The 20,577-nt window shown below is 69.3% G+C and carries 19 protein-coding genes; 2 read left to right on the plus strand and 17 right to left on the minus strand.

The genetic code is table 11. The annotated features are described in order from the left end of the window. Position 1: 1 nt before the first annotated feature. The 5 genes from treY to glmS all read right to left on the minus strand — a co-directional run bounded on the left by treY (position 2) and on the right by glmS (position 8,973). Positions 2 to 2,371 carry a malto-oligosyltrehalose synthase gene (gene treY / locus FS770_RS03075; RefSeq protein WP_145009843.1) on the minus strand — a complete coding sequence of 790 codons (2,370 nt, stop codon included), beginning with the start codon at positions 2,369 to 2,371 and terminating at the stop codon, positions 2 to 4. Positions 2,372 to 2,515: 144 nt separating this feature from the next. Next, complete coding sequence (glgX, locus tag FS770_RS03080) at positions 2,516 to 4,714, minus strand: glycogen debranching protein GlgX (RefSeq protein ID WP_145009846.1); 2,199 nt, start codon at positions 4,712 to 4,714, stop codon at positions 2,516 to 2,518. An 85-nt stretch (positions 4,715 to 4,799) separates the two neighbouring features. Continuing rightward, complete coding sequence (locus tag FS770_RS03085) at positions 4,800 to 6,461, minus strand: bifunctional ADP-dependent NAD(P)H-hydrate dehydratase/NAD(P)H-hydrate epimerase (RefSeq protein WP_145009849.1); 1,662 nt, start codon at positions 6,459 to 6,461, stop codon at positions 4,800 to 4,802. Then, positions 6,454 to 6,825, minus strand: a complete 372-nt coding sequence (locus FS770_RS03090; protein WP_094394911.1) for a holo-ACP synthase — start codon at positions 6,823 to 6,825, stop codon at positions 6,454 to 6,456. Before FS770_RS03090 ends, FS770_RS03085 begins: the two co-directional genes overlap by 8 nt. A gap of 264 nt (positions 6,826 to 7,089) precedes the next feature. After that, positions 7,090 to 8,973, minus strand: a complete 1,884-nt coding sequence (gene glmS / locus FS770_RS03095; protein WP_144941813.1) for a glutamine--fructose-6-phosphate transaminase (isomerizing) — start codon at positions 8,971 to 8,973, stop codon at positions 7,090 to 7,092. A gap of 74 nt (positions 8,974 to 9,047) precedes the next feature. Between glmS and coaA the strand changes: the two genes are divergently transcribed. Together coaA and mscL are read left to right on the plus strand one after the other, a co-directional pair. Beyond that, on the plus strand, positions 9,048 to 10,004 hold the full coding sequence (coaA, locus tag FS770_RS03100) for a type I pantothenate kinase (RefSeq protein WP_055085402.1): 957 nt from the start codon (positions 9,048 to 9,050) through the stop codon (positions 10,002 to 10,004). A 109-nt stretch (positions 10,005 to 10,113) separates the two neighbouring features. Then, a complete protein-coding gene (gene mscL, locus FS770_RS03105; protein WP_144941811.1) occupies positions 10,114 to 10,569 on the plus strand; it encodes a large conductance mechanosensitive channel protein MscL in 456 nt (151 codons plus the stop codon). A 180-nt stretch (positions 10,570 to 10,749) separates the two neighbouring features. Here the strand turns inward: mscL and glmM are convergent, their stop codons facing one another. The 12 genes from glmM to rlmN all read right to left on the minus strand — a co-directional run bounded on the left by glmM (position 10,750) and on the right by rlmN (position 20,489). Next, positions 10,750 to 12,099, minus strand: coding sequence for a phosphoglucosamine mutase (gene glmM / locus FS770_RS03110; protein WP_144941809.1), 1,350 nt, complete (start codon positions 12,097 to 12,099; stop codon positions 10,750 to 10,752). A gap of 48 nt (positions 12,100 to 12,147) precedes the next feature. Next, positions 12,148 to 13,185 carry a polyphosphate kinase 2 gene (gene ppk2 / locus FS770_RS03115; RefSeq protein ID WP_222126481.1) on the minus strand — a complete coding sequence of 346 codons (1,038 nt, stop codon included), beginning with the start codon at positions 13,183 to 13,185 and terminating at the stop codon, positions 12,148 to 12,150. A 197-nt stretch (positions 13,186 to 13,382) separates the two neighbouring features. Next, the gene (rpsI, locus tag FS770_RS03120) at positions 13,383 to 13,883 is read right to left on the minus strand and encodes a 30S ribosomal protein S9 (RefSeq protein ID WP_144941805.1); all 501 of its coding nucleotides are present in this window, start codon (positions 13,881 to 13,883) and stop codon (positions 13,383 to 13,385) included. 32 nt (positions 13,884 to 13,915) lie between these two features. Further along, positions 13,916 to 14,359 (minus strand): 50S ribosomal protein L13, encoded by a 444-nt coding sequence (gene rplM / locus FS770_RS03125; protein ID WP_055085393.1) that lies wholly within the window; start codon positions 14,357 to 14,359, stop codon positions 13,916 to 13,918. 258 nt (positions 14,360 to 14,617) lie between these two features. Beyond that, complete coding sequence (locus tag FS770_RS03130; RefSeq protein ID WP_145009851.1) at positions 14,618 to 15,502, minus strand: tRNA pseudouridine synthase A; 885 nt, start codon at positions 15,500 to 15,502, stop codon at positions 14,618 to 14,620. 120 nt (positions 15,503 to 15,622) lie between these two features. Further along, positions 15,623 to 16,390 carry a 50S ribosomal protein L17, sunset domain variant gene (gene rplQ, locus FS770_RS03135; RefSeq protein WP_055085389.1) on the minus strand — a complete coding sequence of 256 codons (768 nt, stop codon included), beginning with the start codon at positions 16,388 to 16,390 and terminating at the stop codon, positions 15,623 to 15,625. A gap of 71 nt (positions 16,391 to 16,461) precedes the next feature. After that, a complete protein-coding gene (locus FS770_RS03140; protein ID WP_055085387.1) occupies positions 16,462 to 17,481 on the minus strand; it encodes a DNA-directed RNA polymerase subunit alpha in 1,020 nt (339 codons plus the stop codon). Between the two features lie 148 nt (positions 17,482 to 17,629). Beyond that, positions 17,630 to 18,034, minus strand: coding sequence for a 30S ribosomal protein S11 (gene rpsK, locus FS770_RS03145; RefSeq protein WP_055085385.1), 405 nt, complete (start codon positions 18,032 to 18,034; stop codon positions 17,630 to 17,632). 58 nt (positions 18,035 to 18,092) lie between these two features. After that, positions 18,093 to 18,461: a 30S ribosomal protein S13 gene (rpsM, locus tag FS770_RS03150; RefSeq protein ID WP_012397713.1), complete on the minus strand. Its 369-nt coding sequence runs from the start codon at positions 18,459 to 18,461 to the stop codon at positions 18,093 to 18,095. A 158-nt stretch (positions 18,462 to 18,619) separates the two neighbouring features. Further along, complete coding sequence (gene rpmJ / locus FS770_RS03155) at positions 18,620 to 18,733, minus strand: 50S ribosomal protein L36 (protein WP_012397712.1); 114 nt, start codon at positions 18,731 to 18,733, stop codon at positions 18,620 to 18,622. Positions 18,734 to 18,822: 89 nt separating this feature from the next. Next, a complete protein-coding gene (infA, locus tag FS770_RS03160; protein WP_012397711.1) occupies positions 18,823 to 19,044 on the minus strand; it encodes a translation initiation factor IF-1 in 222 nt (73 codons plus the stop codon). A gap of 296 nt (positions 19,045 to 19,340) precedes the next feature. Then, positions 19,341 to 20,489 (minus strand): dual-specificity RNA methyltransferase RlmN, encoded by a 1,149-nt coding sequence (rlmN, locus tag FS770_RS03165; RefSeq protein WP_055085383.1) that lies wholly within the window; start codon positions 20,487 to 20,489, stop codon positions 19,341 to 19,343. Positions 20,490 to 20,577: the final 88 nt, after the last annotated feature.

The raw sequence follows: 20,577 nt of genomic DNA on the forward strand, positions 1-20,577 counted from the left end.
GTCAGTCGTCCTTCCTGCGCAGGATGGCCGCGGGGTAGGTGGTCAGGAGGTCGGCGAGATGGATCCCGTTCCCGGGGGTCGCCGTGAACTCGCGGCGGGTGAGGATGTCCTCCCACGTGCCTGCGGGCAGGTCCACGGTCTCGTCCGTGAATCCGCCCGCTGCGGCGAGGGTCGCGGGGAAACGGGTGACCACGGTGGCCGCGCCGCCGCGGTCGTAGCCCAGGGCGTGCTCGGCCAGCGCGCCCCGCACGGTCAGCGGCGTGTAGTCCGCGAAGAGTTCAGGTCGCTCACGGCGCAGCCGCAGCACCCGGGACGTCAGCAGCATGCGGGCGGCGCCCGTGCCGTCCACGGGCGGCGTGGCGTGCTCGGTGCCCGGCGCGGCGGCGTCGAGCTCCGTGAGCAGGGTGTCGAGCGCGGCGAAGTCCACCGGACGGCGGTTGTCGGGGTCCACGAGCGAGGGCTCCCACAGTTCCTGGCCCTGGTAGACGTCCGGGACGCCGGGCAGGGTCAGCTGCAGCGCGGTGGCCGCGAGCGCGTTGGCCCATCCGGGCCCCTCGAGCCGCGCGACGCAGCCCTCCACGACGCCGCGGGCGCCCGGGTCCGTGAGCACGAGGTCGATGAACCGGGTGAGATCCGCCTCGAACTCCTCGTCCCCGTCCACCCACGCGGTGGAGACGGACGCCTCCCGCACGGCCTTCATGGCGTAGTCGACGGCGCGGTCCCGCTCGATGGGCCACGCACCCACCAGGGCCTGCAGCACGAGGTTCACGGCGGGCCCGTCCGCCAGCGTCAGACCGGCCTCCCGACCGGTTGCAACCAGTGTGTCCACCGTCTCGGACCACGCGCGGGGGTCCTCGGCGAGCACGGTGATCCGCGCGCGGACCGCCGCGGACCGCTTGGTGTCGTGGGTGGTGAGCGCGTTCATGGTCAGCGGGCTCTCGCGCTGCCGCCGGGCGGCCTCCTCGTGGAAGGTCTCCGGGGCCATGGAGAAGACCGAGGGGTCACCGCCCACCTCGGTGAGGGACGTGAGCTGGGTGTAGCGGTAGAACGCGGTGTCCTCCACGCCCTTGGCCATCACCATGCCGGAGGTCTGCTGGAAGCGCCGGGCCACCTCGGTGAGGTTCTCGGTGTGTGCCGCGTCCGCGCCGAGTACCCGGGCGAGGTCCGTGAGGACGTCCGAGAGCTCGGGCCGGGCCTGCCGTGCGGCGGCCACGGCCTCGGTCAGGTGCTCCGCCCCCTCGGGGAGGTAGGTGCGGTAGACCGGGAAGTTCGAGAGGATCTCGGCGAGCCCGTCGTAGGCCACCTCGTCCCCGTGGCCGACGTCCTCAGGCAGCTCCCGCACGAGCCGGTGCACCTCCGCGGCCAGCCCGGCGTCCGCCATGCGGCGCTTGGTGCCGTGGATCAGCTCGTCCCAGCGCACGGGCTCCCCTCCGCGCAGCCGGGTGTCCAGGGAGGCGAGCTCATAGTGCCCGCGCGGATCGGTCAGCACGCGGTCGATCCAGCCCAGCGAGTCGTAGCCCGTGGTGCCCGCGGTGCGCCAGCCGCCCGGGAGGTACTCCCCCGGTTCGAGGATCTTCTCCACCACGGTCCACGCCCCACCCGTGAGCTCGGCGAGCTTCTCCAGGTAGTCCTGAGGGTCCCGCACGCCGTCCGGGTGGTCGATCCGCAGCCCGTCCACGAGGCCCTCGCGGAACCAGCGGGAGACCTCGGTGTGGGAGGCATCGAAGACCTCGCCGTCCTCCACGCGCACGCCCGCCAGGGTGGCCACCGTGAAGAAGCGGCGGTAGTTCAGCTCCGAGTCCCCGCGGCGCCAGTTGACCAGTTCGTAGTGCTGCCGACCGTGCACCTCCGCGGGGTCCTCTCCCTCGCGCCAGGTGCCCTCAGCCAGGGGGTAGAAGTTGTCGTAGTAGTGCAGCGTGCCGTCCTCGATGGTGAGCGCGGAGAGGTCCTCGTCCCCGTCGCCCAGCACCGGAAGCAGCACCTTGCCCCCGCCGGCCGCCCAGTCCACGTCGAACGCGTCCGCGTAGCGGCTGTCCCGGCCCTCGGCCAGGAGGTCCCACCACCACGGGTTCTGCTCCGGTGCGGCCACGCCCTGGTGGTTGGGGACGATGTCCACGACGACGCCCAGCCCCGCCGCGTGGGCGGCCTCCGAGAGCGCTGTCAGGCCCTCGGAGCCTCCGCGTTCGGGGTCCACCTCGGTGGGATCCACCACGTCGTAGCCGTGGTCGGAGCCACTCGTCGCACGCAGGATGGGCGAGAGGTAGACCCAGTCCGCGCCGAGGCGCCTGATGTAGGGAACCAGCTCCGCGGCGCGGTGGAGGTCCTGCCCGGACGTGATTTGAAGGCGGTACGTGGAAGTGGGTGTCAGCACCCTTCCAGTCTTGCCGAGTCCGCCCGCTCGTGCCAGTCCATCCGCCCGGGGCGAGAGAACCACCGACACAGGGGGCGAGGAACGCGCCGCCCACCCTGGGACGGCGCGTTCCACGTGCCTGCGCTCAGACGTCGGCCGGTGTCCTCAGACCTCGTCCGCCGTGGCGGCGTAGACCGCCGCAGAGGCGGCCACCGAGGCTGCCACGGAGGCATCGGGCTCCTCCTCCGGCTCCTCCCACGCCCGCAGCAGCACGGTGGACTTGCCCTCCATGCTCAGCACGGTCGAGTGCTCGCGCACCGCTCCACCCCCGTGCTTGCCGGCGGTGTCCATGATCTCCTCCCACTGGTAGCCGTATTCGGCCGGGGGCAGCGTGACATCCACAGCCTCCGGGTTGGAGTTGAAGTAGACGATGAAGTTGTCGTCCGTGATCCGTCGGCCGCGCATGTCCACCCCAGCGATGCCCTGGCCGTTGAGCCACATGCCCACGGAGCGGGCCAGCGGCTCGTCCCAGTCGGCGGGGACCATGGGGGTGCCGTCCGTGTTCAGCCAGGCAATGTCCGGCATGGCGTCGCCCTCGGTGATCTCACCCATCTCCACGGGTCGGCCGTCGAAGAACTGCGAGCGCCGGAACGTGGGGTGCTCGTGGCGCAGGTGCGTGATCACGGAGGTGAACTCCACCAGGGGTGCGTCCACCTTCTCCCAGTTGATCCATGTCAACTCGTTGTCCTGGCAGTACGCGTTGTTGTTCCCCCGCTGCGTGCGCCCGAGCTCGTCCCCGTGCAGGAGCATCGGCGTGCCCTGGGAGAGCATCAGGGTGGCCAGGAAGTTGCGCTGCTGGCGCGCGCGCAGGGCAAGCACCTCGGCGTCGTCCGTGGGTCCCTCCTCGCCGCAGTTCCAGGAGCGGTTGTGGGACTCGCCGTCGTTGTTGTCCTCGCCGTTGGCCTCGTTGTGCTTCTCGTTGTAGGACACCAGGTCCCGCAGCGTGAAGCCGTCGTGGGCGGTGACGAAGTTCACCGAGGCGAACGGGCGGCGGCCGCTGTTCTCGTAGAGGTCCGCGGAGCCCGTGACACGGGACGCGAACTCGCCGAGGGTCGAGGGCTCGCCCCTCCAGAAGTCGCGCACGGTGTCCCGGTACTTGCCGTTCCACTCGGTCCACTGCGGCGGGAAGTTGCCCACCTGGTAACCGCCGGGGCCAATGTCCCACGGCTCGGCGATCAGCTTGACCTGCGAGACGATCGGGTCCTGCTGGACGAGCTCGAAGAACGTGGAGAGCTTGTCGACGTCGTAGAACTCACGGGCCAGGGTGGCCGCGAGGTCGAAGCGGAAGCCGTCCACGTGCATCTCCGTGACCCAGTAGCGCAGCGAGTCCATGATCAGCTGCAGCGAGTGCGGGTGGCGCACGTTCAGAGAGTTCCCGGTGCCCGTGTAGTCCATGTAGAACTTCTGGTCGTCCTCCACGGTGCGGTAGTAGGCGTTGTTGTCGATGCCCTTCATGGACAGCGTGGGGCCCAGGTGGTTGCCCTCCGCGGTGTGGTTGTAGACCACGTCAAGGATGACCTCGATGTCCGCCTGGTGCAGCGCGCGCACCATGGCCTTGAACTCCTGCACCTGGCCGCCCAGGTGGGAGGCCGCGCTGTACTCGTTGTGCGGGGCGAAGAACGCAATGGTGTTGTAGCCCCAGTAGTTGCGCAGGTCCTTCTCCAGCAGGGTGGAGTCCTGGACGAACTGGTGCACCGGCATGAGCTCCACCGCGGTGACGCCCAGCTTCTTGAGGTGGGCGATCACGGCCGGGTGGGACACGCCCGCGTAGGTGCCGCGCTGCTCCTCCGGGATCTCCGGGTGCTGCTTGGTGAGGCCCTTCACATGGGCCTCGTAGATCACCGACTTGTGGTACGGGGTGTGGGGGGTGCGGTCACCCTCCCAGTCGAAGAACGGGTTGATGACCACGCCCTTCATCATGTGCGAGGCGGAGTCCTGGTGGTTCTCGGAGTCCTCGTCGCCGAAGTTGTAGGAGAACAGGGACTCGTCCCAGTCGATCTCCCCCTCCACGGCCTTGGCGTACGGGTCCAGCAGCAGCTTGTCCGGGTTGCACCGCAACCCCCGGGATGGGTCCCACGGACCGTGGACGCGGTAGCCGTAGCGCTGGCCCGGCTGCACGGAGGGGAGGTAGCAGTGCCACACGTAGCTGTCCACGGCGGTGACCTCCACGCGGGTCTCCGTGCCGTCCTCGTCGAACAGGCACAGCTCCACGCGGTCCGCGACCTCGGAGAAGATCGCGAAATTGGTCCCCGTCCCGTCGAACGTCGCGCCCAGCGGGTACGGGTGTCCTGGCCAAACTTCCATGTACTTCTCTCCTCAGCGTGTGGTGGGGCCGGTCACGGGTCACCGTTCTCGGCGGACCACCAACCCTAGTCGCTTCCCCCCGGCCTCACGGACGGGTGAGAACCGCCCGCACGTGCTCTGCGAGCACCGACGGCGGCACCGGGCCCTCTCCGCCGGCCCGCGAGGCGAGCGCGTGCAGCCCCGCTCCGAGCGCGGCCGCCGCGGCCCAGCGGCCCTCGCCCCGGGCCCACGGACCCAGGTCCGCAAGCGCGTCCGGGTGCTCGGCCACGTGCGCGAGCACCGTGCCCAGGATCCCGGCGAGGGTGTCCCCGGAGCCGGCGGTGGCCAGCCACGGGCTCGCCCCGCCCACGCTCAGGCACAGGCAGTCCTCCCCGGCCCACGACGCCGCGTCCCCGGCCACCGGCGAGGCCACCACGGTGGTCGCGCCCTTGAGCAGCACGGTGGCCCCCGTCAGCCGGGCCGCCTCCCGCGCCCAGTGCAGGGGGTTCGCCTCGATCTCCGTGCGCTCCACCGTGGCCCGCGCCAGCCCGAAGCCCGCGAGCCACTCGAAGATCTGGGAGAGCTCCCCGGCGTGCGGTGTGAGGACCTTGTGGGCACCCAGGGGTCCGTCCGCCACGGAGCGCGCCGCGGCGTCGAGCGCTCCCGCGTCGAGCACCGCGGGCTCCTCGGCCTCGATCACGGCCTGCACGCGCGCGGCCTGGGACTCGTCCCCCACCACACCGGGTCCGGCGAGCCACGCCTGGACGTGCACGTCCCACGGCTGGTCGTCCGAGCAGACCACCTCGGGGCTGCGCGCCAGCACCATCCCGCGCGCGGTCGAGTCGCCCAGGAAGCGCACCATGCCCGCCCCGGCCTGGACGGCGGCCTGGGTGCACATGATGGCCGCACCGGGATAGCTCGGAGCACCGGCCACCACGCCGAGCACCCCGCGCGTGTACTTGGTGTCCGTGGCACCGGGTCGCGGCCACGCGGCCAGAACGTCCTCGCCCTGGACGCGGTGCACCGCCGGTGCGCCCAGCAGGTCCTCGATGCCGATGGGCACCACGGTGAGCGCGCCGCCGGCCTGCTCGCCGGGGGCGACCACGTGCGCCGTCTTCGCCGCGCCGAACGTCACGGTCGCGTTCGCGCTCAGCAGCGGTTGCGGGGCCTCGCCGGTGTCCGCGTCCAGCCCGGAGACGAGGTCGCACGCCACGATCCGCGGCGTGCCCCGTCCATCCGCGGCGGGCCCACTGCGGTCACGGCCGGTGAACGCCTCGACGAGCTCCGCCGGGGCGCCGCGCAGCCCACCGCTCGCGCCCGTACCCAGCACGGCGTCCACCACGAGGTCCGCGGCGGACATCAGCCCGACGGCGTCCGGGACGTCCACCGTCCGCAGCCCGGAGACCTGCGCGGGCGACTCCTCCCCGGCTCCACCGTCGAGCCGCAGCGCGGTGCCGCCCGCTGCGAGCAGCGCCCAGAGTCCGGCCTCGTGGGCGCGCGAGCCGGTGAGCACGGCAGTCACGGTGACGCCCCGGCGGCGCAGGAACGACCCCGCCCACAGTCCGTCCCCGCCGTTGTTGCCCGGTCCCACGAGGACCACCGCGCAGCTTCCGGCCAGAACGCCGTCGCGGGCGGCGAGCCGCAGCTGCGTCTCGCACTCCCGTGCCAGTCCCCGTGCGGCGCGGCGCATCAGTGCGTCACCGTGCCCCTCGTCCAGCAGCGGCTGCTCTGCGGCGCGGATGCTCGCGCCGGTGTACGCCTCAATCATGCGGATGACCTTCCTGTCCCTCGGCCACGACGAACGCCACGGCCATGCCGCCGTCGTGGGAGATCGTCACGTGCCACGTCCGCACTCCCCGGCGCCGCTGCTCCTCGGCCACGGTGCCGGTGGTGTGCAGGTGGGGGGCGCCGTCCGCGTCGTTGGTGACCCAGCAGTCCTGCCAGATCATCCCCGGCGGTGCCTTCAGCGCCTTGGCCGCGGCTTCCTTCACCGCGAAGCGCGCCGCGAGCGAGCGCGGCGGCAGCTCCCGCTCGTGGGGCACGAACAGCCGCTCGACCAGGCGCGGTGTGCGGGCCACCTGCCGCTCGAAACGCGCGATGTCCACGATGTCCACACCCGTGCCCACGATCATGCCGCCAGCCTACCGGCGCCCCCGGACGGGCACTGGCGACGACGCCGCACGGGCGCATCACACGTGCCCGTCCAGCACGTGGGGTCACCCGGGTCGCACGGCGCGCTGGGTCACCCGCGGCGCACCCGTGCCCGGGCTGGGCGGCCGGGCACGGCGTCGTCGCCCCCTGCACATGCCCTCCCCGCGGCGCCTCCGGACACGACGACGGCGGGTGACGCTCCCGTGGGAGGCGTCACCCGCCGTCGTGGTGGGATCCTGCGCGGTCTACTCGACCGTGACGGACTTCGCGAGGTTGCGCGGCTGGTCCACGTCGTAGCCCTTGGCCCCGGCGAGCTCGCACGCGAAGATCTGCAACGGCACCGTGGCCAGCAGCGGCTGGAGCAGCGTGGGCGACTGGGGGACGTAGAACACGTGGTTCGCAAACTCGCGCACCGCCTCGTCCCCCTCCTCGGCGATCACGATGGTCTCGGCACCGCGCGCGCGGATCTCCTGGATGTTGGAGACCACCTTGGCGTGCAGCGAGTCACGGCCGCGCGGCGAGGGCACGATCACGATCACGGGCTGGCCCTGGTCGATCAGCGCGATCGGCCCGTGCTTGAGCTCACCGGCGGCGAAGCCCTCGGCGTGGATGTACGCGATCTCCTTGAGCTTCAGCGCGCCCTCCATGGCCACGGGGAAACCCACGTGCCGGCCCAGGAAGAGCACCGAGCCGGCGTCCTCCATGCTCGAGGCGAGCGCCTTGACCTGCGGCTCCACCTCGTCCAGCACGCGCTGGATCTTGGCCGGCATGGCCTCCAGCTCCGCGAGCAGGGTGGCGATCTCGTCCTTGTACTTGTTGCCGCGCAGCTGCGCCAGGTACAGCCCCAGCAGGTACGCGGCCGTGATCTGCGCCAGGAACGCCTTCGTGGAGGCCACGGCGATCTCCGGGCCGGCGTGCGTGTAGAGCACGGCGTCCGCCTCGCGCGGGATCGTGGAGCCGTTGGTGTTGCAGATGGCCACCACCTTGGCGCCCTGCTCCTGGGCGTGGCGCACGGCCATGAGGGTGTCCATGGTCTCGCCGGACTGGGAGACGGCCACCACCAGGGTCTTCTCGTTCACGATGGGGTCCCGGTAGCGGAACTCGTGGGCCAGCTCCACCTCGGTGGGGATCCGGCACCAGTGCTCGATCGCGTAGCGCGCCACCTGGCCGGCGTAGGCCGCGGTGCCGCACGCGATCACGACGATCTTGTCGATCGAGCGCAGCACCGACTCGTCGATCTTGATCTCGTCCAGCGTGAGGCTTCCGTTCTCGTCCAGGCGCCCCAGCAGGGTGTCCCCCACGGCGGAGGGCTGGTCGTGGATCTCCTTCTCCATGAAGGAGGGGTAGCCGTCCTTCTCGGCGGCGGCGGCGTCCCACTCGATCTCGAAGGGCTTGCCCTCGGCGGGGTTGCCGTCGAAGTCGACGATCGCGTAGTCGTCCGCGGTGATGGTCACGATCTGGTCCTGACCCATCTCCACCGCACGCTTGGTGTAGTCGATGAAGCCGGAGACGTCCGAGCCCAGGAAGTTCTCGCCGTCGCCGAGCCCGATCACCAGCGGGGAGTTGCGGCGCGAGGCGACCACGCGGTCCGGGACGTCCGCGTGCACGGCCAGCAGCGTGAACGCGCCCTCCAGGCGGCGGGAGGTGTCCTGCATGGCGACGGTGAGGTCCTTGTGCTCGGGGTCCTGCGCGTCGTAGGTGCGGGCGAGCAGCACGGCGGCCACCTCGGTGTCCGTCTCGGACACGAAGGTCTCGCCCTGGGCCTGCAGCTCGCGCTTGATCTCGCTGAAGTTCTCGATGATGCCGTTGTGGATCATGGCGAGCTTGCCGCCGTCCACCACGTGCGGGTGGGCGTTGACGTCGGTGGGCCCGCCGTGCGTGGCCCACCGGGTGTGCCCGATTCCGATGTTCGACTCCGGCAGCGGGTGCTCCTCGAGCTCCTCGAGGAGGTTGCTGAGCTTGCCCGCCTTCTTGCGGTACTCCACCGTGCCGTCCGCGATGACGGCGACACCCGCGGAATCGTAACCGCGGTACTCGAGCCGGCGCAGCCCCTCGAGGATCACGTCGAGAGCGGTGTGCTGGCGGCCGTCAGCACCCTTTGAGCCCACATATCCCACAATTCCACACATGAAAATGCATTCTAGCGGAAACGTCCCCGGCCCTCCGTCCCGTGGGTCACACGGGGGCCTACACTGGTCCGAGCATGAGCACACAGCCCACTTCCCAGCGCGTCTCCCCCTTCGTGGAGCTGGACCGCCAGACCTGGTCCCGGCTCTCCACGGAGATCGACGTCCCCCTCACCGCTCAGGAGATCGAGAACCTGCGCGGTCTCGGTGACCGCCTGGACGTGGACGAGGTGCGGGAGGTCTACCTCCCCCTCTCCCGGCTGCTCACCCTCTACGACATGTCCTCCACGCAGCTCAACGCGGCCACCAACTCGTTCCTGGGCGAGCACCACGCGCGCACGCCGTTCGTGATCGGCATCGCCGGTTCCGTGGCCGCCGGCAAGTCCACCACGGCCCGACTGCTGCGCGAGATGCTCGCGCGCTGGCCCTCCACTCCGAACGTCCAGCTCGTGACCACGGACGGTTTCCTGTACCCGAACGCAGAACTGCGCAGCCGGGGGCTGATGGACCGCAAGGGCTTCCCCGAGTCCTACGACCGGCGTGCCCTGCTGCGCTTCGTCTCGGAGATCAAGTCCGGTGCACCCGAGGTGCGCGCCCCGAAGTACTCGCACGTCACCTATGACATCCTCCCTGACGAGGAAGTCGTGGTGACCCGGCCGGACGTCGTGATCGTGGAGGGGCTGAACGTGCTCGCCCCGGCGAAGCTCGAGAGCGGAAGGCGCACGGCCCTCGCCCTGAGCGACTTCTTCGACTTCAGCATCTACGTGGACGCCCGCACGGACGACATCGAGCGCTGGTACGTGGACCGCTTCCGCGCCCTGCGCTCCTCGGCGTTCTCGGACCCCGAGTCCTACTTCCACCGCTACGCCAACCTCACGGACGACGAGGCCCGTGAGGTGGCCACGGACATCTGGCACCGCATCAACGAGCCCAACCTGGTGCAGAACGTGCGCCCCACCCGCGGACGGGCCCGGCTGATCCTCTCGAAGGACCACGACCACAAGATCCGACGGGTGCTGCTGCGCAAGAACTGAGCCCGGAGCACCGCCGTTTTCACCCGCTGCGGCCGCGGGCCTGTGATCTCCGGTATGTTCCGGGCCGTTGGCCTCATCTTTCATGCACTCGCTGGGTACTGTGAGCGCCATGATCAATGGTTTCAAAGAATTCATCATGAAGGGCAACGTGATGGATCTCGCGGTTGCCGTCATCATCGGCGCCGCCTTCGCCAAAATCGTCAACGCACTCGTGGAGAGCGTGCTCATGCCCGCGATCTCCGCGATCGTCGGCTCTCCCAACTTCGACAGCTTCGCCGTGCTCACCCTGCGCGGCAACGAGCTGAAGTTCGGCGTGCTGCTGACCGCGATCGTCAACTTCCTGCTCATCGCCGCGGCCGTGTACTTCTGCCTGGTGATGCCCATGAACAAGATGATCGAGCGCCGCAACCGCCGTCTGGGCATCGAGCCGGCCGAGGAGGCCGCCGATCCCAACGTCGTGCTTCTTACCGAGATCCGTGACGCACTGACCGCGGGTCACACCGGCACCGCGGCCCCCGACGCCGCCACGGGTCGCCACGAGGCCCCTGGCAACTCCGCTGTCTGACCCGTCCATCCGTCCGCACGAGAAGGGCCCCGCATCCTCACGGATGCGGGGCCCTTCTCTGTCTCGTGGCACTGCCTGTCCGGTGTCGTGCGCGTCGGAATTGTCACCGGTCGCCCGGCTGCCCGACCCACGCCGCACGAGGTCGGGACACGAAGTTCCCCGACGTCGTGCGGCGCAGGTCTACAGGCTCAGGTTCTCCTCGACGACGGCGACCAGCGCCTCGGCCTCGCGCTGGGCCTCCTCGGCCGTTGCCGCCTCGACCATCACGCGCACCACCGGCTCGGTCCCGGAGGGACGCAGCAGCACCCGGCCCTCCTCGCCCAGCCGCTGCTCCGTCTCGGCCACGGCGTCCAGCACCGCCTGGTTGGTGCTCGTCGCGGCCTTGTCCACGTTCTTGACGTTGATCATCACCTGCGGCATGCGGGTCATGACCGTGGCGAGTTCCTGCAGGGGCATCCCGGTCTGTGCCACGCGGGAGGCAAGCATCATGCCCGTGAGCAGCCCGTCTCCCGTGGTGGCGTAGTCGGCCATGATCACGTGCCCGGACTGCTCGCCGCCCAGGTTGTAGCCGTTGGCCACCATCGACTCCAGGACGTAGCGGTCCCCCACCGAGGCGCGCACCAGGTTGATGCCCGCCTTCTCCAGGGCCAGTTGCAGACCCAGGTTGCTCATCACCGTGGCCACGAGGGTGTCCTGGTTGAGCCGCCCGGCCTCCTTCATGGCCATCGCGATGATGCACATGATCTGGTCCCCGTCCACCTCGGTGCCGGTGTGGTCGACCGCGAGGCAGCGGTCGGCGTCGCCGTCGTGGGCGATGCCCAGGTCCGCACCCAGCTCGCGGACCTTCTGCTTCAGCGGCTCGAGATGGGTGGAGCCCACGCCGTCGTTGATGTTCAGCCCGTCCGGCTCTGCACCGATCACGTGCACGGATGCGCCGGCGTCACGGAAGGCGTCCGGGGAGGCCCCCGAGGCTGCGCCGTGCGCGCAGTCAAGGACGATCGACAGCCCGTCCAGGCGGCGGGGGATCGCCCCCACGAGGTGGAGGATGTAGCGGTCCTCGGCGTCCGACAGACGCGTCACGCGTCCGACCTCCGCGCCCGTGGGCCGCAGGAAGTCCCCGGCCTCGTAGACCTGCTGGATGGCGTCCTCGACGGCGTCCGGCAGCTTCTTGCCGCCGTGGGCGAGGAACTTGATCCCGTTGTCCGGTGCCGGGTTGTGAGATGCAGAGATCATCACGCCGAAGTCGGCGTCGATGTCGCCCACGAGGTACGCGGCGGCGGGCGTCGGGAGCACGCCTGCGTCGTACACGTCCACGCCGGAGCTTGCGAGCCCCGCGGTGACCGCGGCACCCAGGAACTCGCCGCTCGCGCGTCCGTCCCGGGCCACCACCGCGGTGGGGCGGCGCCCCTCGGCCGCGTGGCGGTGGCCCAGGACGATCGCCGCGGCCTGCGACAACTGCATGGCAAGGTCTGCTGTGAGGAGGCCGTTCGCGAGACCGCGAACGCCGTCCGTTCCGAAAATTCTAGACATCGCAGATCATCCTACGGCCACTCTGGGGACAAATCCGACGCATCCCGATCAGTCCTTCCCGGGGCGGACCACCGGGAAGCCGTCGGGGTTGACGCCGTTGTCGTCAGCGAGGTCCGTGGCCCCGCCCACGATGTTGGTGTCCACCGCGCCCACGAGAGCATGGTCTTTGTTGGGGTAGTCGAACTGTGCGAGGACGTAGCGCATGGCCTCGAGCCTCGCCCGCTTCTTGTCGTTCGACTTGATCACGGTCCAGGGGGCGTCCCCCGTGTCCGTGTAGAAGAACATGGCCTCCTTGGCCTCGGTGTAGTCGTCCCACTTGTCCAGCGAGGCCACGTCCGTGGGCGAGAGCTTCCACTGGCGCACGGGGTCCGTGCGGCGCGACTGGAATCGTGCCAGCTGCTCGGCGCGGGTCACCGAGAACCAGAACTTGATCAAGTGGGTGTCCGAGTTGACCAGCATCCGCTCGAACTCCGGGGCCTGGCGCATGAACTCGTAGTACTGCTGGGACGTGCAGTAGCCCATTACCCGCTCCACACCGGCTCTGTTGTACCAGGAACGGTCCATCAGCACGATCTCCCCGCCGGAGGGCAGGTGCTTCACGTAGCGCTGGAAGTACCACTGGGTCTGCTCGATCTCCGTGGGCTTCTCGAGCGCCACCACACGCGCGCCACGGGGGTTCAGGTGCTCGGTAAAGCGCTTGATCGACCCGCCCTTGCCCGCGGCGTCCCGGCCCTCGAAGATGATCAACAGCTTCTGGCCGGTCTCCTTGATCCACAGCTGCAGCTTCAGCAGCTCGATTTGCAGGGCCCGTTTGGTGCGCTCGTACTCCTTGCGGGAGAGCTTCTCGTCGTACGGATAGCCGATCTTCCAGGCCGAGGAGCTCTCGATGCCACGGTCGTCGTGCAGCTTCTTTCCGAGCTCTGCGATCTCGTCCAGCTCCGCCGCGTAGTCCTCGACCACGGAGACCCGGTGCTGCTCCTTCGTCAGGGCGTCGTCCACGGCGGAGCGCTTACCGGTCGCGGTGCTCACGTCCTTCGCCTTTCCGGCGTGTGCGGTGCTCTGCTTCTGGTCCGGTTGCTTGCTCATGCGGGCCCTCTCGTGACGGTGCGGTGGAAACGGCGCGGTGCTTCAACCGCGATTTTACGCCCACATCACTGCCCTGTTACCTCTGCCACACCCGCAGCAGTGGTCCAGGAGAGACAACGCAGGGCCCCGGTCCTCGGCCGAAACCGGGGAACGGGACCCTGCGTGACAACCTCCGGCCGAGGGCCGGGTGGCGTCGATCAGCGCTTGGAGTACTGCGGCGCCTTGCGTGCCTTCTTGAGGCCTGCCTTCTTGCGCTCGATGACGCGGGCGTCACGGGTGAGGAAGCCGGCCTTCTTCAGCGCCGGGCGGTTGTGCTCGGCGTCGATCTCGTTGAGGGCACGGGCCACGCCAAGGCGCAGCGCACCGGCCTGGCCGGAGGGGCCGCCGCCGCTGATGCGGGCGATGACGTCGTAGCCGCCCTGCAGCTCCAGCAGCGTGAACGGGTCGTTGACCTCCTGCTGGTGCAGCTTGTTGGGGAAGTACTCCTCCAGGCTGCGGCCGTTGACAGTCCACTTGCCGGAGCCGGGAATCAGCCGCACGCGGGCGATGGCCTGCTTGCGGCGGCCCACGGCCTGGCCGGGGACGGTCAGCGCCGGGCGCTCGGACAGCGCGGCACCCGTGGCGGACTCGGTGGACTCGGAGGTGTAGCTGGTCAGCTCCACGTCCTCGGTGATCTGCTCTTCAGTGTTCTGAGCCACGATTCTCCTTATGTGTTATTCGTTGGCCCGAATTACTGGGCGACCTGGGTGAACTCGTAGGGCTTGGGCTGCTGGGCCTGGTGCGGGTGCTCGGCGCCGGCGTAGACCTTCAGCTTGGACAGCTGCTGGGCGGCCAGCTTGTTCTTGGGCAGCATGCCCTTGACGGCCTTCTCCACGGCGCGCGTGGGGTTCTTCGCGAGCAGCTCGGCGTAGCTGGTGGACTTGAGTCCGCCCGGGTAGCCGGAGTGGCGGTAGGCGCGCTTCTTCTGGAGCTTGGCGCCGGTCAGGGCCACCTTCTCCGCGTTGATGATGATGACGAAATCGCCGGTGTCCACGTGGGGGGCGAAGGTCGGCTTGTGCTTCCCGCGCAGCAGCGTTGCGGTCTGGCTGGCAAGACGACCCAGGACGACGTCGGTGGCGTCGATGACGTGCCACTGACGCTGGACGTCACCGGGCTTCGGAGTGTACGTACGCACGTTGATCTGCCTTCGTTTGTCTGCTGAAGACACGAATACTCGTGTCGATCGGTTCCGTTGTGCTTCGGGGCCCGGGTGAGATCCGGGCGGCATCCGTGCGTCCACAACCCGGTGCACCGCACGGCCCTGCGCTCTGCAACATGAGCGACCGCTGCGGGTACACGTGAACCGGGGCAGAACACGCACAACAGCATTCCATGTTACCGGATGACCGCCGGGGTTGCCACTCGGATGCGGACCCGGGTGCTGGCGCCCGGGTCACGACGTCGCGCGCCTGGCCCGCGTCAGCTCGGCGCGCTCCCGCAGGCCCTCCGGCCCCGGATACTGCACCGACTCCAGCACCAGGCCGTGGGCCGGGGCCATCACCACGCTGGCGTCCCGCTCCCGGGCCCACAGCCGCTCCCCCGGCCACCCGACGGGCTGGCGACCCTCCCCCACACGCACCGCGGCACCCACGATGGAACGCACCATGTGGTGACAGAAGGCGTCCGCGGTCAGGGATACGGTCATCATCCCGTGCTCGTCCCGTCGCACCGATGCCCGCTGCAGCTCGCGCACGGTGGTCGCCCCCTCGCGCGGCTTGCAGTAGCTCAGGAAGTCCTGGAGCCCGAGCAGCTCGCGCACTGCCTCGTCCATGGCCGCCACGTCCAATTCCGCGTCGAGCCACCAGGCGTGGCTGCGGGTGAGCGGGTCGTGGCCCGTTACTGCATCGCAGATGCGGTACGTGTAGCCGCGGGACAGGGCGGAGAACCGGGCGTCAAAGCCGGGATCAGCCACTGCGACGTCGTTCACGACCACCGCCCCCACCACCGGCTCCCACCCCAGCTCGGCGCGGTCCCTGCCGAGCACCCGCCGCAGCGCACCGTTGAGCTTGCGGACGGCCGCGTGCTCCGGGGCGTGGGTGCCGGCCAGCCGCTGCCAGGCCTGCTCGCCGACATCCACGTGCACCGTCTGGCGCCTCGCGTGCACCCCGGTGTCCGTGCGACCGGCCACCACAGTCGTGCACGGGTGGCGGAACACCAGCTCCAGGGCGTCCTCCACCGCGGCCTGCACGCTGGGAAGCCCGGGCTGGCGCGCCCACCCCCTGAACGGGGCACCGTCGTAAGCCAGCCCCATGCGCAGCCGCACCGTGCGCGCATCCATCACGTCCGTCCTTCCACGCCGCCTGTCGGTCTCCCACGGAGACCTGCGGATACGACGACGCCGCCGCAGGAACCTGCGGCGGCGTCGTGACCGGTACCATACCGGGCAAAGAACCCGAGCTTACTCGGAGATCTTCTGGGCAGCGGCGCCGCCCGCGGGCTGGAAGCCGGCTGCCTCGGCGTTGGCCGGGGAGTCGAACCAGATCTCCGCGGTGGTCCCGGAGTACCAGCGCGAACCGGGCACGTGGTACTTCATGGAGTTGCGGTTGCCCTTGACGGCGAAGCCCTCGGGGGCCTCACCAGACTCGAGCGGAGCGTGGGAACCGGCGAACTCTGCGGCGTCCTTGTTCTGCGCAGCAACCTCGGCGGCCTCGTTGGAGCCGACGGCGGGCGCCTGCTCGTCAGCGGGGATCTCCTTGGCCTTGACGTCCTCGGCGGTGGTGTCCGCGGGAGTGTCGACCGGAGCAGCCGGGGCGGGAGCAGCCTTGGCGGTGGCGCGCTCGGCCTCCGCGACGGTCTCCTTGTTGGCCACCGGCTCCATGACCAGCTCGATGACCGCCATGGGGGCGTTGTCGCCCTTGCGGTTGCCGATCTTGGTGATGCGCGTGTAACCGCCGTCGCGGCCTTCCATGGCGGCTGCGATGCTGGTGAACAGCTCGTGGACCACGGACTTGTCGGTCAGCTGACGCATGACGCGACGGCGCGAGGCGAGGTCACCTCGCTTGGCGAACGTGATCATGCGCTCGGCCACGGGACGCAGGCGCTTGGCCTTGGTCACGGTGGTGGTGATGCGCTTGTGCTCGAACAGCTGCTGCGAGAGGTTCGAGAGGATCATGCGCTCGTGGGTCGGCCCGGCGCCGAGACGGGGTCCCTTGGTAGGGGTAGGCATAGTAGGTCTCCTGGTGTTCGGGCCCGCGCGAGCCGCTCAGCGGCCGCGGGGCACGGGAAGTGGTGTGGGCGTTAGTCGAGGTCGACGTCGAACGGGTTGTTGTTGTCGTCCTCGTCCTCGAGGGACGCCGCGTGGGCGGCGAGGTCGTAGCCGGGAGGGGAGTCCTTCAGGGCCAGGCCGAGCTCACCGAGCTTGTCCTTGACCTCGTCGATGGACTTCGCACCGAAGTTGCGGATGTCCATGAGATCCGCTTCCGAGCGCCCCACCAGTTCACCCACGCTGTGGATGCCCTCACGCTTGAGGCAGTTGTACGAGCGCACCGACAGCTCGAGGTCCTCGATCGGCAGCGCCATGTCCGCGGCAGCGGCGGCGTCCGTGGGCGAGGGCCCGATCTCGATGCCCTCGGCCGAGGAGTTCAGCTCGCGGGCGAGACCGAACAGCTCGACCAGGGTGGTGCCGGCAGAGGCCACCGCGTCACGCGGGGAGATGGCCTCCTTGGTCTCCACGTCCAGCACGAGCTTGTCGAAGTCCGTGCGCTGCTCGACACGGGTGGCCTCCACGCGGAAGGTCACCTTCAGGACGGGCGAGTAGATGGAGTCGACCGGGATCCGGCCGACCTCCGCGTCACCCGACTTGTTCTGCGACGCCGACACGTAGCCGCGGCCGCGCTCGATGGTCAGCTCGATCTCGAGCTGGCCCTTCGAGTTCAGCGTGGCGATGTGCAGCTCGGGGTTGTGGACCTCGACACCGGCCGGTGCGGAGATGTCAGCCGCCGTGACCTCGCCCGGACCCTGCTTGCGCAGCCACGCCGTGACGGGCTCGTCCTCCTCCGAGGACAGGGAGAGCTTCTTGATGTTGAGGATCAGCTCGGTGACGTCTTCCTTGACACCCTCCACCGTGGAGAACTCGTGCAGCACGCCGTCGATGCGGATGCTGGTCACGGAGGCGCCGGGGATGGAGGAGAGAAGCGTGCGGCGAAGTGAGTTGCCGAGGGTGTACCCGAAACCAGGCTCCAGCGGTTCGATCACGAACCGGGAACGGTTCTCGGCCACAGCCTCTTCCGTGAGGGTGGGGCGCTGTGCGATGAGCACTGATGTTTCCTTTCAGCGTGCCTCCGCCATATGACGCACGCAGGTGGTGGAAAACAAAATGGGTGAATGACGCGGTGAGCTGGCGAGTTCACCGCGTCGGTGCGCGGCCACCGCCACCCGCGAGGGCAGTGGTGGCCGCGCGGACGTGTCAGACGCGACGGCGCTTCGGGGGACGGCAGCCGTTGTGGGCGGACGGGGTGACGTCCTGGATGGAGCCGACCTCCAGCCCGGTGGCCTGCAGGGCGCGGATCGCGGTCTCGCGACCGGACCCCGGGCCCTTCACGAACACATCCACCTTGCGCATCCCGTGCTCCTGCGCACCCTTCGCGGCGGCCTCGGCAGCCTGCTGCGCGGCGAACGGGGTCGACTTGCGCGAGCCCTTGAAGCCCACGCCGCCGGCCGAGGCCCACGACAGGACCGCACCCGAGGGATCGGTGATGGAAACGATGGTGTTGTTGAACGTGGACTTGATGTGAGCCTGACCTTGGGTCACATTCTTGTTCACCTTGCGACGCGGCTTGCGAGCGGCCGTCGCGCGAGTCTTCTGGGCCATGGATTCTCCTACAAAGATCTTCGACGTTGATCAGCCACCGGTTCGGTGGCGACCACGATTACTTCTTCTTACCGGCGACCGTGCGCTTGGGACCCTTGCGGGTACGGGCGTTGGTCTTGGTGCGCTGGCCGTGGACGGGCAGACCGCGGCGGTGGCGCAGGCCCTGGTAGCTGCCGATCTCGACCTTGCGGCGGATATCGGCGGCCACTTCACGGCGGAGATCGCCTTCGACCTTGTAGTTGCCTTCGATGTAGTCACGCAGCTCGACGAGCTGCGGATCGGTGAGATCCTTGACGCGCACGTCCCCGGAGATGCCAGTGGCCTCCAGGGTTTCGAGTGCACGGGTACGACCCACGCCGTAGATGTAGGTCAGCGCAACTTCCAGCCGCTTTTCACGGGGAAGATCGACGCCTGCGAGACGAGCCATAGTGGCGGTTCTCCTTGTGTGTCCGGAGGTCTTGAACATCGCGTCCCGATCGTCTTCCGACCGGTCTCCGGCCTCCGTGCCGGGGGTTGCCGCGCCCTGGGGCGTCGGCTGCGGTGTCCGTTCTTGTCAATCCACTTGCGTGGGCGGGAGTGTTCCCGTCAGCCCTGGCGCTGCTTGTGCCGGGGGTTCTCGCAGATCACCATGACCCGGCCGTTGCGGCGGATCACCTTGCACTTGTCGCAGATCTGCTTGACGCTCGGTTGGACCTTCATCGCATTCCTTCGCGTACTAGTAATGGCGTATGCACTCGCACCACCGTGCTCGCCCGGGTCTCCCCGACCGTCCACCGTGGGCGCGGATGCTACTTGTAGCGGTAGACGATCCGGCCTCGGGAAAGGTCATAGGGGCTGAGCTCCACCACGACGCGGTCCTCGGGGAGGATCCGGATGTAGTGCTGGCGCATCTTGCCAGAGATGTGGGCGAGCACCTTGTGACCGTTGGTCAGCTCAACACGAAACGACGCATTGGGCAGTGCCTCGACCACAGTGCCTTCGATCTCGATGACTCCGTCTTTCTTGGCCATATCCTCCGCTAACTTCTCGAGGGGTCCGGTTGTCTATCCGGACGGCGGTGCCCGTACCGCTCCCCGTCCACCAGACGAACAACCCCGCACTACGAGTGGTAGCGGGGGTCGATGTGGGTGGGCAGGGCTCGATCAGCGAGCACAAACAACCAACGCACGACACTACGCGCTCACGCTGTTTTTCGCAACCCGAGCGGCGGGCCCGCCCGCCGACCGCGCGGGACGACGACGGCGCCGGGGCCCGGGCGCCCAGGCCCCGGCGTCCAGCCCCGGGCGGACGTCGCGTCCCCCAGGGATCAGACGTCCGTGGCCAGCTGGCCGCAGGCGCCGTCGATGTCCGAGCCGCGGGTGTCCCGCACGGTGGTGGGGATGCCGTGGGCGCGCAGGCGCTCCACGAAGTTCTGCTCCACGCCGGGGCGCGAGGCCGTCCACTTGGAGCCGGGGGTCGGGTTGAGGGGGATGGGGTTCACGTGCACCCAGCCCGCGCCGCGCTCGTTCAGCTTCTCCCCCAGCAGGTCCGCGCGCCAGCCCTGGTCGTTCATGTCCCGGATCAGGGCGTACTCGATCGAGACCCGGCGGCCCGTGACGTCGTAGTAGTCCCGGGCGGCGTCGAGCGCCTCGTCCACCTTCCACCGGGTGTTGATGGGAATCAGCTCGTCGCGCAGCTCGTCGTCCGGGGCGTGCAGCGACAGCGCCAGCGTGATGGGCAGCTTCTCCCGCGTGAACTTCCGGATGCCGGGCACCAGCCCCACCGTGGACATGGTGAGCCCGCGCGCGGAGATCCCGAGGCCCTCCGGAGACGGGTCGATGATCCGGTGCACCGCGCCCATGGTGGCCTTGTAGTTGGCCAGGGCCTCCCCCATGCCCATGAAGACGATGTTGGACACCCGCTGCGGGGCCTCCTCCGGGTCCCCCACGGCGCCGTCGCGCAGGGCCCGCACGCCCTGGACCACCTGGTCCACGATCTCGGCCGCCGAGAGGTTGCGCGTGAGCCCGGACTGGCCGGTGGCGCAGAACGGGCAGTTCATCCCACAGCCTGCCTGGGATGAGATGCACATGGTCACGCGCTTGTCGTAGCGCATCAGTACGGACTCGACCATGGCGTTGTCGAACAGGCGGTGCACGGACTTCACGGTCATGCCCTGGTCTGCACGCAGCTGCTTCACGGTCCGCAGCAGCGGGGGCATGGTCTTGGCCACCATCTCCTCCCTCTGGTCCACGGGCAGGTCCGTCATCGCGGCGGGATCCGACTCGAAGCGCTCGAAGTAGTGCTTTGACAGCTGGGAGGCACGGAACGCCGGGTAGCCGGCCTCCTTCACCAGCTCCTTGCGTCCGGCCATGTCCAGGTCGGCCAGGTGCACGGGTGGCTTGCCCCGCCGTGCGGGCTTGAAGACGAGCTGGCCCGCCTCGGGGCGGGGTGTGATCTCTACGGTCTGTGCAGTCATGGGATTCCTCTGCCTGCTCTCAGGCTCTCGGGGGTGGCGGGGCCACGGGTTCTCTGGGTGGCGGATCCGGGCCGTGGCGGGCCTGGTG

Source organism: Kocuria salsicia (assembly GCF_007681555.1).
Lineage (GTDB): Bacteria > Actinomycetota > Actinomycetes > Actinomycetales > Micrococcaceae > Kocuria > Kocuria salsicia.

Excerpts from the sequence above, each read along its gene's own strand:
- rlmN (WP_055085383.1), bottom strand. The coding sequence starts at position 20,489 with ATGACTGCACAGACCGTAGAGATCACACCCCGCCCCGAGGCGGGCCAG.
- glmS (WP_144941813.1), bottom strand. The coding sequence starts at position 8,973 with ATGTGTGGAATTGTGGGATATGTGGGCTCAAAGGGTGCTGACGGCCGC.
- rplQ (WP_055085389.1), bottom strand. The coding sequence starts at position 16,390 with ATGCCTACCCCTACCAAGGGACCCCGTCTCGGCGCCGGGCCGACCCAC.
- mscL (WP_144941811.1), top strand. The coding sequence starts at position 10,114 with ATGATCAATGGTTTCAAAGAATTCATCATGAAGGGCAACGTGATGGAT.
- FS770_RS03090 (WP_094394911.1), bottom strand. The coding sequence starts at position 6,825 with ATGATCGTGGGCACGGGTGTGGACATCGTGGACATCGCGCGTTTCGAG.
- rpsM (WP_012397713.1), bottom strand. The coding sequence starts at position 18,461 with ATGGCTCGTCTCGCAGGCGTCGATCTTCCCCGTGAAAAGCGGCTGGAA.
- glmM (WP_144941809.1), bottom strand. The coding sequence starts at position 12,099 with ATGTCTAGAATTTTCGGAACGGACGGCGTTCGCGGTCTCGCGAACGGC.
- glgX (WP_145009846.1), bottom strand. The coding sequence starts at position 4,714 with ATGGAAGTTTGGCCAGGACACCCGTACCCGCTGGGCGCGACGTTCGAC.
- rpsK (WP_055085385.1), bottom strand. The coding sequence starts at position 18,034 with ATGGCCCAGAAGACTCGCGCGACGGCCGCTCGCAAGCCGCGTCGCAAG.
- FS770_RS03130 (WP_145009851.1), bottom strand. The coding sequence starts at position 15,502 with ATGGATGCGCGCACGGTGCGGCTGCGCATGGGGCTGGCTTACGACGGT.
- rpmJ (WP_012397712.1), bottom strand. The coding sequence starts at position 18,733 with ATGAAGGTCCAACCGAGCGTCAAGCAGATCTGCGACAAGTGCAAGGTG.
- FS770_RS03085 (WP_145009849.1), bottom strand. The coding sequence starts at position 6,461 with ATGATTGAGGCGTACACCGGCGCGAGCATCCGCGCCGCAGAGCAGCCG.
- infA (WP_012397711.1), bottom strand. The coding sequence starts at position 19,044 with ATGGCCAAGAAAGACGGAGTCATCGAGATCGAAGGCACTGTGGTCGAG.
- coaA (WP_055085402.1), top strand. The coding sequence starts at position 9,048 with ATGAGCACACAGCCCACTTCCCAGCGCGTCTCCCCCTTCGTGGAGCTG.
- ppk2 (WP_222126481.1), bottom strand. The coding sequence starts at position 13,185 with ATGAGCAAGCAACCGGACCAGAAGCAGAGCACCGCACACGCCGGAAAG.